Source organism: Scopulibacillus cellulosilyticus (assembly GCF_042665295.1).
GTDB classification, from domain to species: Bacteria; Bacillota; Bacilli; order Bacillales; family Sporolactobacillaceae; genus Scopulibacillus_A; species Scopulibacillus_A cellulosilyticus.
The window spans coordinates 197,062-212,057 of the sequence record NZ_JBHTCO010000004.1; the positions used below are offsets into that span (position 1 = coordinate 197,062).

Annotated in this window: 10 protein-coding genes and 1 other annotated feature; of the genes, 9 read left to right on the forward strand and 1 reads right to left on the reverse strand. The window is 38.5% G+C overall.

Annotation, left to right across the window (positions count from 1 at the left end):
* Positions 1 to 140: 140 nt before the first annotated feature.
* Positions 141 to 1,325 (forward strand): acetyl-CoA C-acetyltransferase, encoded by a 1,185-nt coding sequence (locus tag ACFQRG_RS04185; protein WP_380963976.1) that lies wholly within the window; start codon positions 141 to 143, stop codon positions 1,323 to 1,325.
* Between the two features lie 159 nt (positions 1,326 to 1,484).
* On the opposite strand, the gene yfkAB is transcribed toward ACFQRG_RS04185, so the two are convergent.
* The gene (gene yfkAB / locus ACFQRG_RS04190; RefSeq protein ID WP_380963978.1) at positions 1,485 to 2,606 is read right to left on the reverse strand and encodes a radical SAM/CxCxxxxC motif protein YfkAB; all 1,122 of its coding nucleotides are present in this window, start codon (positions 2,604 to 2,606) and stop codon (positions 1,485 to 1,487) included.
* Positions 2,607 to 2,798: 192 nt separating this feature from the next.
* On the opposite strand from yfkAB, the gene ACFQRG_RS04195 reads away from it, so the two are divergent.
* The 8 genes from ACFQRG_RS04195 (at position 2,799) to ACFQRG_RS04230 (ending at position 14,724) form a co-directional block, all read left to right on the forward strand.
* Positions 2,799 to 4,949 (forward strand): YhgE/Pip family protein, encoded by a 2,151-nt coding sequence (locus tag ACFQRG_RS04195; protein ID WP_380963980.1) that lies wholly within the window; start codon positions 2,799 to 2,801, stop codon positions 4,947 to 4,949.
* 360 nt (positions 4,950 to 5,309) lie between these two features.
* Positions 5,310 to 7,469 carry an ATP-dependent Clp protease ATP-binding subunit gene (locus tag ACFQRG_RS04200; protein WP_380963982.1) on the forward strand — a complete coding sequence of 720 codons (2,160 nt, stop codon included), beginning with the start codon at positions 5,310 to 5,312 and terminating at the stop codon, positions 7,467 to 7,469.
* Positions 7,470 to 7,636: 167 nt separating this feature from the next.
* Positions 7,637 to 7,876, forward strand: a binding site (T-box leader).
* Positions 7,877 to 7,951: 75 nt separating this feature from the next.
* Complete coding sequence (tyrS, locus tag ACFQRG_RS04205; RefSeq protein WP_380963984.1) at positions 7,952 to 9,199, forward strand: tyrosine--tRNA ligase; 1,248 nt, start codon at positions 7,952 to 7,954, stop codon at positions 9,197 to 9,199.
* A 281-nt stretch (positions 9,200 to 9,480) separates the two neighbouring features.
* Positions 9,481 to 9,918: a four-helix bundle copper-binding protein gene (locus ACFQRG_RS04210; protein ID WP_380963986.1), complete on the forward strand. Its 438-nt coding sequence runs from the start codon at positions 9,481 to 9,483 to the stop codon at positions 9,916 to 9,918.
* Positions 9,919 to 10,141: 223 nt separating this feature from the next.
* Positions 10,142 to 10,711 (forward strand): TetR/AcrR family transcriptional regulator, encoded by a 570-nt coding sequence (locus tag ACFQRG_RS04215; RefSeq protein WP_380963989.1) that lies wholly within the window; start codon positions 10,142 to 10,144, stop codon positions 10,709 to 10,711.
* A 99-nt stretch (positions 10,712 to 10,810) separates the two neighbouring features.
* A complete protein-coding gene (locus tag ACFQRG_RS04220) occupies positions 10,811 to 11,692 on the forward strand; it encodes a PEP/pyruvate-binding domain-containing protein (RefSeq protein ID WP_380963992.1) in 882 nt (293 codons plus the stop codon).
* Positions 11,693 to 11,750: 58 nt separating this feature from the next.
* Complete coding sequence (locus ACFQRG_RS04225) at positions 11,751 to 13,400, forward strand: PEP-utilizing enzyme (RefSeq protein WP_380963994.1); 1,650 nt, start codon at positions 11,751 to 11,753, stop codon at positions 13,398 to 13,400.
* Positions 13,384 to 14,724: an MFS transporter gene (locus ACFQRG_RS04230; RefSeq protein WP_380963996.1), complete on the forward strand. Its 1,341-nt coding sequence runs from the start codon at positions 13,384 to 13,386 to the stop codon at positions 14,722 to 14,724. Before ACFQRG_RS04225 ends, ACFQRG_RS04230 begins: the two co-directional genes overlap by 17 nt.
* The last annotated feature ends 272 nt before the right edge of the window (positions 14,725 to 14,996 follow it).

The following is a 14,996-nucleotide window of genomic DNA, read 5'->3' on the forward strand; positions in this document are numbered from 1 at the left end:
TTCTTATACTTTAGTTCTCTAGCAATAAAAAGCTTTAAAGTAAGAGAAATGGAAAAAGCCATCTTTTCAGCAGCTTATTTATGAAAAGGTGGCTTTCAAATATGACATAAAAGTGTATATTCAAAAAGGAGAGTCAAAACATGTCGCAACAAGATGCAGTTATTGTAAGTGCAGTTCGTACACCAATAGGAAATTTTAATGGCAGTTTAAAAGATATCTCAGCTGTAAAATTAGGCGCTCTTGTCATTAAGTCAGCTATCGAGAAAGCCGGTGTTAAACCGGAACAAGTAGATGAAGTTATTATGGGGAATGTTCTTCAAGCAGGATTAGGCCAAAATCCGGCAAGACAAGCAGCAATAGAGGCAGGAATACCTCAAGAGGTATCTTCAATGACCATTAATAAAGTTTGCGGTTCCGGTTTGAAATCCGTTCATTTAGCGGCTCAGGCCATTTTAGTCGGAGATGCTGATGTTATTGTGGCAGGCGGTATGGAGAATATGAGTCAAGCGCCTTATTTATTAGAAGGGGCACGTTCCGGGTTCAGAATGGGCGATCAAAAAGTCATCGACAGTATGATTCACGACGGTTTGTGGTGTGCATTTAATGACTATCACATGGGCGTCACAGCTGAAAATATTTGTGAAAAATATGAATTGACAAGAGAAGAACTTGATCAGTTTGCGGCACGCAGCCAGCAACGAGCCGTAGCTGCTATCGAAGCCGGACGATTTGAAGATGAAATTATTCCTGTTGAAATCCCGCAGCGAAAAGGCGATCCAATTTTATTTAAGCAAGATGAGTTTCCAAGGGCGGGAACAAATGCAGAAAAACTGGCAAAATTGCGTCCGGCATTTAAAAAGGACGGTATGGTAACAGCCGGTAATGCTTCAGGTATTAATGACGGCGCTGCTGCTGTCGTTGTTATGAGCAAGCAAAAGGCTGAAGAATTAGGGCTTGAGCCGCTTGCAACCATTCGTGCCAATGCAAATGCCGGTGTTGACCCGAGTATTATGGGCATTGGTCCAGTTCCGGCAACGAAAAAAGTATTGGAAAAAGCAGGGCTGTCAATGGATAACATTAATCTAATTGAAGCCAATGAAGCCTTTGCAGCACAATCGGTTGCAGTCGGAAAAGAATTGAATTTCGATGAAGAAATTTTAAACGTTAATGGCGGAGCGATTGCATTAGGCCACCCGATTGGGGCAAGCGGTACCCGGATTCTGGTAACGCTGGTTCACGAATTAAAACGCAGAAATGAAAGATACGGTTTGGCAACATTATGTATCGGCGGCGGACAAGGTGTTGCAACAATTATCGAACGTTAACAATAAAGTGAAACTTGGCTGGTACCTAGCCTTAAGGTGCAGGTAACTGCTTAGTACTCCAGAGTCTTTAGTGAAGTTAAACTTTCTAGTGAAAGTATAATTGGTAATATGTGAAAAAGGGGGCTATGACAGCCCCCTTTTTATATACGAACAAAAATATTAACGGCTTATATTAGCTTTCAAATTCGTGAAATCAATATCCTTGTAGTATGTATCTTTTACTAAAATATTTGGTCCTAAGCAAGAAACGCTTGGGCAATGACAATTTAAAGATTTGGATGTTTTCGTCGCTCTCCAAAGCTGATAGGCATCTGTTAATTTTGTGTTTTTAATATTGCCGAGCGGCGGTGTATCACCAAAATCGGTCACAATAATATTGCCATCAAAAATATTAACATTCAATCGGGAACGGCCGTCAGGATCATTCCGCAGTGTTACATTTCTTTCTTTATATAAACGGGATAATAACTCTAGATCTTCCGGATTGTTGCTGCAAGGGTAAAATGGTAAGGTGCCAAACAGCATCCATATATTTTGATCACGCGTATCCAACAATCGATGAATCCCTTCGCGAATCTCTTCAAGCGAAGCCACTTCAAGCGTACTGGCAAAGTCGCTCGGATACATAGGGTGCACCTCATGTCTTTGACACCCCATATCAACGATTTGCTGATGAATGCTCTCAAGATGAGGCAGTGTACGTTTGTTAATCATCGTTTCCGCGGAAACAAGGACACCGCGTTTAGTCAGAGCCTTTGCATTCTCAACCATTCTTTCAAAAAATTTAACGCGCTGTTCGTATGCAGGCTTTTTATCCATAACGGCGAACCCGATTTCGGCAAAATCTTCGACACTGCCGTAATTATGAGATATATGCAAGACATCAAGGTAGGGGATAATCAATTCATAACGTTCTAAGTTTAGCGTTAAGTTAGAGTTTATTTGTGTACGCACCCCGCGTTCGTGAGCGTATTTTAACAATGGCACCACATAGTCTTTTACTGACTTAATGGACAGCATCGGCTCCCCGCCGGTGATACTGAAAGAGCGTAAGTCGGGAATTTCATCTAACCGTTTTATTAATAGTTCAATAGGCAAGGCGTCAGGATCTTTCTTTTGCAATGTGTAACCGACAGCGCAATGCTCACATCTCATGTTGCATAGTGTCGTTGTTGTAAATTCAATATTTGTTAGACGCATTTCCCCAAACTCTTCAACATCCAAATAGGCCTCCCAAGGATCGTAGTCCGGGCTGATTTTTCTATCACTTAAAAGCACCATGAAGCAGTCTCCTCGCATCATTTAAAGTTTCACTATACCCGAGTATAACAGAATTAGCTTTTAAACGTACACGATTTATAGCCTTTATATATGAAGTGAAAATCACTTATATGATGAAAAATATATCTTTCGTATATTTGACCATAATCATCAAATATTAAAGTAGACAATAATTGCGTGTGGGGTCTGTTTATGAAAAGTATTTTTACTATATATAAAAGTGATATTAAGAGAAATATAACAAATTGGGCAGCAGCAATGATCATTATAGGGCTCATCATTTTACCTTCTCTTTATGCGTGGTTTAATATAAAGGCCTCGTGGAATCCGTACGGAAACACCAGAGGGATTTCTGTAGCAGTCGTAAATAATGACGAAGGAACATCCTTACGCGGTAGAAACATTAATATAGGTAATGAGATTGTTCGATCGTTGAAAAATAATAAGGAAATTGGCTGGACTTTCGTAAGCGAAAAACAAGCAGCAAAAGGAGTGGAATACGGTACCTACTATGCCAGCATCATCATTCCTGAAGATTTCTCCAAGAAAATTGCAACTGTATTAACAGATAATCCAGTCAAACCTGAAATAATTTATAATGTTAATGAAAAAATCAATGCAGTTGCGCCAAAAATTACATCGACGGGAGCTACGGGCATTGTTGAAAAATTTAGTTCCAGCTTTGTTCAGACAGCTAATGGGGCAATTTTTCAAATGTTTAACAAGCTGGGAATAGAATTAGAAAAAGAACGCCCCACGATAGAAAATGTAAGAAACTTGGTTTTTAAATTGCAAAAAGACTTTCCCCAATTAAAGGATGCGGTAAATACAGCGGTCAAAGATGCCGATATATCTCAAAAACTCGTTAAACAAGCACAAAATAACCTGCCATTAGTTGCTCAGATTGCTGAAAACGGTCAGGCATTGTCTGCAAGCTTAAATGGTCTCCTTGATAAAAGTGAAACAGTCATAAATAATATTTCTCCATATATGAAGCAAGATCTTGGTTCATTACAGCAAACCGCTTCCTACGTTGAACAAATGTCATCGATGATAAAAGACAGCAGCTTAGACACTCAAACCATACAAACGGCTCTGGATGAGACGTTACAACGGCTAAATACAGGTCTTTCGTTAGCGGATGGTACCCTTCAACTTTTTGACCGCTTAAATGGTCTAAATGGAAATCATCGATTTGCACCAGAAATAGCCGGCATTCAGCAAATAAAAAACAGAATCGGGGAGCAGCAAATAATAGTAAATGAGATAAAAGGGATTGAAAATAATGGCGGGAGTCCTTCCCAAAACATTTTAAACCGTTTAAATACGCAAGCCAAAGATACAGCAAATTTGCTAAATGGACTTTTAAATCGCTTTGACACAGACATTGCGCCAAAAATACAACAAAGTTATCAAGAAGCAAAAACCTCCGTCAATAATGCTCAAACTGTACTGATAAATGTTAATAACAGTATTCCTGATGTACGGCGGATTTTAAATGATGCTTCTAAAGGTTTGGTTACCGGAAAAAGTGAAATATTAGCTATTCAAAGCCAGCTGCCTATTGTTCAAGCAAAAATTAATCATTTAGCTGACAATATTCGTTCGTTTGAGGCGAGCGCAAATATTGACGACCTGATTAAGCTGTTAAGACTGGATTACAAAAAAGAAAGCGAATTTTTTGCCCATCCGGTTGCTCTTAAAGAAAATAAAATATTTCCGATACCTAATTACGGTTCAGCGATGTCGCCTTTTTTTACAACGCTGTCTCTTTGGGTAGGCGCTTTATTGTTAGTTTCATTATTAACAGTGGAGATAGACGGGGAGGAACATCCATATAAAAGTTATCAAATTTATTTTGGACGACTCTTTACTTTTATGACAATCGGGTTGTTGCAATCTGTTGCTGCAACGCTGGGGGATTTATATTTATTGCATACTTATGTCGTTAATAAATTATGGTTTGTGATATTTAGCCTGCTGATCAGCGCGGTATTCATGTTAATTGTCTATACACTTGTCTCTGTCTTTGGAAACATTGGGAAAGCCCTGGCTATAGTCCTGCTTGTGCTGCAAATTTCCGGATCAGGGGGTACGTTCCCTATTCAAACGACCCCGCCGTTTTTTCAAGCGATCAGTCCTTATTTGCCATTTACTTACGGGATTAGTTTGATGCGTGAAGCGGTGGGAGGCATTCTCTGGCATGTTGTTCGGAGGGATATTTGGATGTTAATCGTATTTGCAGCGATAGCATTGATCATTGGTTTAGCATTGAAGAAAATAATTAATAAATTGAGTGTTAAGTTTGTTAAAAAGGTAAAGGAAGGAGGACTTATACATTAAAAAATAGAGACGAATAAGTGTTTAAAGAAGGAAGGACACATAAGCTCAGTAACTGGAAGCCCTGACATTCTGGCAGGGTTTTTAACAATGGCAAAAAAAATTAAAAAAAATTGATCAAAGGGGTTGAAAGTCAAAGAAGGTCAGACTATAATATAGACATAAGGTCAAAGATAGTCAAAGTTAAATATCAATAAAGCAGGGATTAAGTTTCCTGATAAAAGTCTTGAGCAAAGGATTTGAAAGTAAAAAACAATCCTTTTATAATTTTAGATGTAAGGTCAAAGATAGTCAAAGTCAAAAAATAAATTGAAATGAAAACTAAAATGTTAAAATGATCGAATACAAAAGGAGGCATTTGATATGCGTTGTGACAATTGTAATGTTAATCCTGCTGTGATTGAAATGAATATTCAGGTGAACGGAAACAAACAACATCTTCATTTATGTGAATCATGTTATAAAAAAGTTAAACAAGAAATGAAAACTCCATCATTCTTTGGAGGACAATCTCCATTTGATGATATTTTTAAAGGATTTATGCAACCGTCATTTGGCGGCATGTCTGAAAACGGCATTGCCGGGCAACAAGGCCAAGGCGTTCAAACGCAAACAGGCCAAGGCAGCCGCGGGGGTATGCTCGATCAATTTGGCCGTAATTTAACCAATGCTGCTAAAATGGGTGTCATTGATCCTGTCATCGGCCGTGACAAAGAAGTTGAACGAGTCATTGAAACATTGAACCGAAGAAATAAAAACAATCCGGTTCTTATCGGTGAACCAGGTGTTGGTAAAACGGCGATTGCTGAAGGACTTGCGCTGCGTATTGTTGAAGGCAAAGTACCATCAAAACTTGCTAATAAAGAAATTTATTTGCTTGATGTATCATCACTCGTTGCCAATACCGGTATTCGCGGTCAATTTGAAGAACGAATGAAACAGCTTATGGCTGAGCTTGAAAAACGTAAAAATGCCATCGTCTTTATTGACGAAGTTCATTTGCTGGTTGGTGCGGGTTCTGCAGAAGGTTCAATGGATGCCGGAAACATTTTAAAACCGGCGCTCGCCCGCGGTGAAATCCAAATCATTGGCGCAACAACATTAAAAGAATACCGTCAAATTGAAAAGGATGCCGCACTTGAACGGCGTTTCCAACCAATTATGGTCAATGAACCAACAATTGATGAAGCGATTGAAATCTTAAAAGGCTTGCGTAAAAACTATGAAAAATACCATGAAGTACAATATACGGATGAAGCGTTAAAAGCTTGCGTCACATTGAGCGATCGTTACATTCAAGACCGCTTCTTGCCGGACAAAGCGATCGACTTAATGGACGAATCAGGTTCTAAAGTGAACTTATTGCACACAAACTCTGAAAAAGATAATCTGCAAGCAAGACTTAATGAAATTGCGGCAGAAAAAGCTAAAGCTACTAAAAATGAACAATATGAACGTGCCGCTAAACTTCGTGATGAAGAAGCCGAAATTGAAAAGCAGCTTGAAAAAGCAAACGATACGAAACCGGAAGCGGTTGTCGATGTTGATTTGATTCAAAAAATTATTGAAGGTAAAACAGGCATCCCTGTCAGCAAGCTGCAAGATGATGAACAAAACAAAATGAAACAACTTGCAGACAGACTAAATACGAAAGTCATTGGCCAAACGGATGCCGTTGAAAAAGTGGCTAAAGCCATTCGCCGCAACCGGATGGGACTAAGAAGGACGACTCGTCCAATCGGTTCATTCCTATTCGTTGGACCAACAGGTGTCGGTAAAACAGAACTGGCCAAATCATTGGCGGAAGAAATGTTCGGCGACCGCGAGGCTATGATCCGGCTTGACATGAGTGAATATATGGAAAAACACTCAGTCTCTAAACTTATCGGTTCACCTCCAGGATATGTAGGACATGACGAAGCCGGACAACTAACCGAACGTGTCCGCAGAAAACCTTACAGCATTATTTTGCTTGATGAAATTGAAAAAGCACACCCAGATGTGCAAAACATGTTCTTGCAAATTCTTGACGACGGACGTCTAACGGACAGCCAAGGCAGAACAGTCAGCTTTAAGGACACTGTTATTATCATGACTAGCAACGCGGGAACCAGCGATAAAAAGGTAACAGTAGGTTTTACCGGAGAGGACGAAAAAACAAAAGAATCAAATGTTCTTGATCAACTGTCAGGTTACTTCCGTCCGGAATTTCTAAACCGTTTTGACGGCATCGTTCAATTCAATGCCTTAACGAAAGACCATCTTGTTGAAATTGTTGACCTCATGTTAACAGATATTGAAGAAGCAGCAACAGAGCAAGGCATTCAATTAACAGTAACTGATCAAGCAAAACAAAAACTTGCAGAACTGGGCTATAATCCTGCTTTCGGTGCCCGCCCATTACGCCGGGTACTGGAAGAAAAAGTTGAAGACGGCATCGCCGACTTGCTTCTTGAAAAAGAGGATGTTAAAAAAGTTGTTGTCGATGTTGACGGTGAAGATGTTGTGGTTAAACAATCTTAACAATAACAGTAAGAAAATATAAGCACCGGGATGTCCCGGTGCTTTTTTCATATATAATACTATATCATTATGGAGTTACTCTTTATTATCAGTTAGCAAAATTAGTGCAGCTATTGACAAAACTCAACAAAGTATGGTAAAAAAATAATATTAAACTTCATAAAAGTTGAAAAGCAATGAAGGGAAAAAAGTAACCGTTATCTCCCTGATCAAGAGAGCTGGTGGCCGGTGCGAATCAGTACATAGATAATGCGTGAATTACATCCTTGAGCATTCCCTGGGAAATTATAAGTGTGATTCAAAAAACTTTTTGCAGTAGCAGGGGACGGTCTATGCCGTTATATTAATCAAGTGGAACTTTTTTAAGTTCAACAAGGATGGTACCGCGCGTTAACAGCGCTCCTTTTTATAGGAGGGCTGTTTTTTGTTATCTATTTTTAAAGGTTTTCAATTGTATTTTAATAGAATGAGGAGTGAAGGACATGGACATTTTACAGGATTTGGAGTACCGTGGTTTGATCAATCAAGTAACAGATGAAGAAGGGTTAAGAGAAGCTTTAAAAAAGCCGCTTAAATTTTATTGCGGATTTGACCCAACAGGTGACAGCTTGCACGTTGGTCATTTACTCATTATTACGACAATGATGAGATTTGAAAAAGCTGGTCATCTGCCAATTGCGCTTGTCGGCGGGGGAACCGGATTAATCGGTGACCCAAGCGGCCGCTCAACAGAACGATCGCTTAACGAGCACAACGTTGTTGAAGGGTATGCGCAAAATATTAAGGATCAACTGTCAAGATTCCTTGATTTTGAAAATCAATCAACGCTCGCTAATAACTTTGATTGGCTTGGCGGTCTGTCTCTGATTGAGTTTTTAAGAGATATTGGGAAGCATTTTTCAGTTAACTATATGCTTTCAAAAGAGTCTGTTTCAACTCGTTTGGAAGCGGGACTTTCCTTTACTGAATTCTCTTATATGATGCTGCAATCCTTTGATTACCTGAATCTGTATGAAAAAGAAAATTGCCGTTTGCAGATCGGCGGCAGTGATCAGTGGGGCAATATTACGGCCGGGCTTGAACTGATTCGCAGAAAAGGCCATGAGGAGCCTGCATTTGGTTTAACCTTCCCGCTAATTACGAAAAGCGATGGCACGAAATTCGGTAAAACAGCAGGCGGTGCAATCTGGTTAGACCCTGAGAAAACAACGCCATATGAATTTTATCAATTCTGGATTAATACAGACGACCGTGATGTGATTCGCTTTTTAAAATACTTTACGTTCTTGTCAAAAGAGGAAGTTGAAGCATTAGAAAAAGAAGTTGAGACAGCGCCGGAAAAACGTGCTGCACAAAAAAAGCTGGCTGAAGAAGTTGTTAAGATGGTCCATGGTGAAAAAGCACTTCATCAGGCGATAAAAATTTCTGAAGCTCTATTTAGCGGAAATTTAAAAGACCTTACAGCGGAAGAAATTCAACAAGGTTTTAAAGATGTTCCGTCTTATACAATTGAAAATAAAGATGATATAGGTTTAATAGACCTGCTTGTCGCATCAGGATTAACGCCTTCTAAGCGTCAAGCGCGTGAGGATATCACAAATGGCGCAGTTTATATTAACGGCGAGCGGCAAACAGAGCTAAATTATATTGTAACAGCCAATGACCGGATAGAGGATCAGTTTGTCATTATTAGACGCGGTAAGAAGAAGTATATGTTAATAAAATATTAAAGTAAACTTTACCGATACCAAGCCTTAAAGCGCAGGCAACTGCTTAGTCTCCAGAGCACGAGTCTCGCTGACTCATGAGTACGCAGTCTCACTTTCTTGCCCTTTTACTAGGAACTTAAAATTGGCCGAATTGGCTGCATTAGCACCAATTTATACTTTCCTTATGTATAAATGAAAAACACGAGAATGACCGCCGGGTTATTCTCGTGTTTTATTCTGTGTGTCAGGACCCTTGTACCTTGCATACAATGGCACAGAGTCTGGATAGGAGGCCATGTTAGATGGAGAATAATGCTATGACTAATAATAAAACGATGACTTTTGCAGGAAACATTAACGCTCCAAATATTAATGCGGCAAATGTTAATGTGATGCATCCCGGGCACCACATGGGGCAAATGGTGCTGCCGTATCAGATAAAAACATTAAACGATTGTGCGGCATCATGTGAATTTTTGTGCCACCATCTCATGTGCAGTTGTGACATTGAGCAAAGAGTTTGCCAGATTGAATTATTACATGATTGTGCGGAAATATGTACTGTTACTGCTAAATTTATGGCTCGCTGCAGTCCGTTTACAAAGCATCTATGTCTTTTATGTGCTTATATTTGTGAATGCTGCGGTAATGAATGTTGCAAGTTTCCGGATCAAGAATCACAAATGTGCGGGCGCATGTGCTTGCGTTGTGCCCAAGAATGCCGCGAATTTGCAAATTAAATCATCTCAATGGTTAAGGCTGCCGAATTTTACCGGCAGCCTTATTTGCCTAAAATCAACAAAATTATCTAGGTCAAGTGAATTATTTTTATTATTCAAATGGGAAAATAAAGAAAGAATGGTTCTTCGGTTTGATTGAATTTACGGGAAAAAAAGTTCATTATAGTGGTAACGTTAGTGATCACTAACAAAATCTCAGTCATTGGAGTTGTAAAAAAAGCCGATGGTGACAACAAAAGACAAAATCCTTTTTGCGGCAATTGAATTAATGTCAGAGAAGGGGTATAAAGCTGTTACAACTAAGGAAATAGCCAAGGCAGCAGGCGTTAGCGAAATGACACTTTTCCGGTGTTTTGGATCAAAAAAAAACATTTTAGACTGTGCAGTTGATAAATTTTCTTTTTCTATGCCTATCAAAAAAGTATTTGAAGAAAATATTATTTGGGATCTGGAAAAGGATTTATCAATGCTGTGCAAGGTATATAAAGATGTTTTAAAGCAAAACAGGAAAGTCTATTTGTTATTCTTTCGGGAAAGTAAAAATATTCCGGAATTAAAGGAGAAAATTATTTATAATAATCCGCTGAAGTTGAAAAAAATGTTAATGAGATATTTTACTAAAATGCAAGAAATGAAAAAAATGGCGGCCATTGATCCGGAAGTTCCGGCAATTAATTTTATATCAATACTTCTGAAAGGCATTATCGGCATTGATGAATTAATTTCAACAATGAATGAAGAATATTATATCGATCAGACTGTTCAATTACTCATTAAGGCCTTAACGCCATAAGTATTTCTTGGCGATAGGCTTGGCTTAACCGTCATGTTAGTGTTTACTAACATTTTTCGAATGTCAAAATAACATGCATTAAAGGAAGGGGATCTCGAATTGTATACAATACCGTTTAAATCAGCACACCAATATGATGGTTTGGTCGGATCGAAGGCAAAAAATTTATCATATATGTTAAATCATGGTCTCTCTGTACCGGGTGGTTTTGTCATTACAATGAAAGCTTTTAATAGATGTTTAGAAGAAAATCATTTAGATATTCACGACAAGCGGCTTGAAGAGAAGCTTCATGACATTAAGATTCCTGATGATGTAGCTTATGTTGTGAAAAACGATTTTGAGGAGCTGCTAAAAATTTATAATGCGGCAGCGGTTCGTTCTTCATCTGAAGCCGAAGATTTAGAGGATGCATCGTTTGCCGGACAATATGAGACTTTCTTAAACATTACGACTGTAACAGAGCTGTTTAAAAAATTGAAGGCTTGCTGGGCTTCAATGTTTACTGAACAAGTCATGAAATATTTAGAAAAAATGTCAGCAAATCCAGATCAATTGGCAATGGGCGTTGTTGTACAAGGTCTGATTCATTCGGATATATCAGGCGTGATGTTCAGCGCCAATCCGGTCACTCAAAATCAAAAAGAAGTCATGATTAATGCAAGTTACGGCCTGGGTGAGGCGATTGTATCAGGTATCGTGACACCCGACCAGTTTATTGTCAATAAAGATACAAAGGAAATACAAAAAGAAAAAGGATTAAAAGAAATAAAAATTTTACCGCTGGATGAAGGAATTGAGACTTTGGAAACAACACATGAAGAACAGAATCGGTTTTCTGTCACTGACAGCCAGGTACAGGAATTAGCAGAAATGGCGATAAAAGTTGAAAAGTTATATGGTCATTCCGTTGATATTGAGTTCGGTATTCAAGGTGATCAAATTTATATTTTGCAAGCCAGGCCAATCACAGCGATCTAATTCTTTAAAAAGTTATCCACAGTTCACAGGGTCAGACCCCAAAAGGAGGCAGAATAATATGTTAGATACAAAAAGTGTCACTGAATTCCAAGAAAGATTGTTTTTAAGGGAAGAAGACAAAGAAAATAACTTCTGGTATCAAAATGACAATAACTTTCCTGATAATAAAACGCCTTTGTTCTTATCTTATATGCTGCCTGCGTTTAATTATGGCTTTAACAAAGCGATGATAGAAAAGGGCAAGTATCCGATAGGGGAAATAGTTCTAAAGAGTTTGAACGGGTATGTCTATCAGTCAATGGAGCCTTTTGAAGGAGACATAAATGACAGATTAAAAGAACAGGAAGATGCCGCCCGGCCGCTTTTTCCATACTTAAATAAAAGAATGCATCAGATTATAAACGAATCTTTAATGCCTTATTACAATAAATTAGAGGCAGATAGCAAGAAAAACTTATCACTTCAGGAATGTCTTGAGAAGGTTAGTGAATTATACAATTTTTATAAAAAGGCGTGGGAAGTTCATTTCGATGTCATTTATCCAACGGCAACTCTCAATAGTATTCTTGAGCAGCTCTACGGAAAGCTTAAAAACACGAAACAAACTGTTCAGGTATATGAGTTGTTGGTTGGGGTGATGAATAAGTCATTGGAAACGGAGCGGGAATTATGGAAATTTGCCGAACGGGCAAAGAAAAGACCGGCTTTATTAGATATTTTTAATCACTCCCGAATGGATAAGCTTGAAGAGAATCTATCTCGAATAGATGATGGAAAGGTCTTTCTGGCATCGTTAAAAGATTTGATGAAAGAATATGGCTATCGGAAAGCAAATACCCATGAATTTATTGGACATACATGGCTTGAAGATCTTCGTGATCCTTTATCAACGATTCAAACCTATATTAGGGATGACTATGATTTTGAAAAAGATTTTAGTCAAAAGGTTCAAAAAAGAGAACAGCAATACAAAGCTTTCCTTGAAAGTGTACCGGACAGCAGTCTTAAAGAAGAATTTATTAAGATTTATCAATGGGCGCTTCCAGCAGCAAGCATCCGTGATGACCACCATTTTTACATTGATGCAATGCTGACAGCCAAATCACGCCTCTTCCTTTTAAATGTTGGTGCTGCGATGGTAAAACATCAAGTTATTGATGACCCGGAGGATATTCTATTTTTCTATCTTGATGAGGTAAAAGAGCTATGCCGCAACCCGGAAAATGCCGCCCCATTAATTAGAATACGTAAAGAAGAATATAAAGAATATCAAAGTATAAAAGTGCCAAAAACATTTGGGACGCCGCCGGAAAAATTAAAAGCAACGCAACACTTTCAGCAAATGTTTGGTTCAACTGAAGAACAAAAATCAGATAAGGAAAATGTATTCAAAGGTTTTGCAGCTTCCAAAGGCCAATATACAGGTCAGGTAAAAGTCATCCATTCACAAGATGAATTTGATAGGCTCGAGAAGGGAGACGTCCTTGTTTGTAAAACAACGACACCGTCTTGGACAGTCTTATTCTCCGTCGCCAGTGCTGTTGTCACTGATGCAGGCGGCATCCTTTCACACTCGGGAATTATCGCAAGAGAATACAAGATTCCAGCGGTGGTAGGGACAAAAGTTGCTACAACGTCATTAAAAGATGGAGACATTGTGACCGTTGATGGTAATCAAGGAGTGGTCACAATTGAAAAACAAAAATAAAGAATCGATACTTATCATTTCGATTTTAATGGGGACAACACTTGTCCCCATTAACTCAACGATGATTTCAGTAGGACTGTCATCAATTTCTTCGTTTTTTCATGATAGTATTTCAAGTATTGCGTGGGTCGTAACGATATATTTAATTGTCATGGCAGTAACACAGCCAATATCGGGAAAACTGGGTGATATTTATGGTTATCGGACAGTTTATATGTGGGGGTTAGCCTTCTTTTTTATTGCCTCAATTGCCTGCGCTTTTTCATTTAATTTATTATGGCTGATTATTTTCCGGTCTCTTCAGGCTGTCGGCGGCGCACTCATCACACCAAACGGTATGGCTATTGCGCGATATACTGTTTCCCGGGAAAAGTTACCTAAGGTGCTTGGTATACTAGGGATGGGAATGGGGCTGGGAGCTGCTGTTGGTCCGTTGCTTGGCTCTGCCCTGATCACCTTATGGGGATGGAAATCTATTTTTTGGGTGAATGTCCCATTCTTATTATTTGGATTTTTTATCGGACTTTTTGTTATTCCCCGTGTCCAAGGGAGCAAGAAATCTTCACTTGATGTTTTAGGATCTATATATTTAGCAGTCAGCTTAACATTATTAATCTTGTTGACAAAATCGCATAGTATATGGATGAGTATTATGAGCGGCTTCATTTTTATCATCTTTGCGATTTTATTTATTTTACGTGAAAAACGCATCAAATCCCCATTAATAGATTTTTCGCTGTTTAAAAATCGCTCATTTTCAAGCTCAAATATTTCAATGCTGGCAAGTAATTTTATAATGTACACGATCCTATTGGCAATGCCGCTATTGTTAGAAGCTCAGTTTCATTTTACGACTAAATCAGTTGGTGCTGTTATGTCTGTATTCTCATTAGCTTCTTCAATATTTGGTTTTTTCGGCGGCCAGTTTGCATCAAAATATGGTAATCGCAAGATGGTCACTTGGACGTTTTCAATTATAACGATTGGAACAGTGCTGTTATTAGGAATAAATCCTATCCATTCAGTATTTTATCTAGTTTTTGCTTTAATAGTCACAGGTATTGGCATAGGATTAGGCAACTCACCATTACAAACAGCGGTATTGGAATCAGTAAGTAAAGACATGTCCGGTACTGCTTCAGGGATTTTTTCCACCTTCCGCTATTTTGGGAGCATTATTTCGTCAACGCTTCTTAGTATACTCACTGGATCAATCGCTCTTTTTATATTGCTCTTAATTGTTGCAGCTTGCGGTATCGTGCTTGCAAGAGGTATAGATCAAAAGAAGGATAACACAAAAAATAAAATGGCCAGCAGCCAATAGAGAAGAAGGAATCCCCTTCTTCTTTTTTTGAAAAATGGTTGTTATTCAGTTGATAAAATCGCTGTTAATGAATTTCAATTGAATGATTTAATTCTCAATCAATGAAGTCTTACTTTATTTTTCACACTTTCTTCACACTAGTCATAAAGTATTAATATAGAAAACCATCCAAACGGTGTGTCTTTAAAGCAGAGCCGGAGATATGGTTGCCATTATCTTTGAAGAAAGTCTCTTGTGCTTTCTTATAGTACAAAGATTCCTTGTTTTATTTA

Excerpts from the sequence above, each read along its gene's own strand:
- ACFQRG_RS04185 (WP_380963976.1), top strand. The coding sequence starts at position 141 with ATGTCGCAACAAGATGCAGTTATTGTAAGTGCAGTTCGTACACCAATA.
- yfkAB (WP_380963978.1), bottom strand. The coding sequence starts at position 2,606 with ATGGTGCTTTTAAGTGATAGAAAAATCAGCCCGGACTACGATCCTTGG.
- ACFQRG_RS04195 (WP_380963980.1), top strand. The coding sequence starts at position 2,799 with ATGAAAAGTATTTTTACTATATATAAAAGTGATATTAAGAGAAATATA.
- ACFQRG_RS04200 (WP_380963982.1), top strand. The coding sequence starts at position 5,310 with ATGCGTTGTGACAATTGTAATGTTAATCCTGCTGTGATTGAAATGAAT.
- tyrS (WP_380963984.1), top strand. The coding sequence starts at position 7,952 with ATGGACATTTTACAGGATTTGGAGTACCGTGGTTTGATCAATCAAGTA.
- ACFQRG_RS04210 (WP_380963986.1), top strand. The coding sequence starts at position 9,481 with ATGGAGAATAATGCTATGACTAATAATAAAACGATGACTTTTGCAGGA.
- ACFQRG_RS04215 (WP_380963989.1), top strand. The coding sequence starts at position 10,142 with ATGGTGACAACAAAAGACAAAATCCTTTTTGCGGCAATTGAATTAATG.
- ACFQRG_RS04225 (WP_380963994.1), top strand. The coding sequence starts at position 11,751 with ATGTTAGATACAAAAAGTGTCACTGAATTCCAAGAAAGATTGTTTTTA.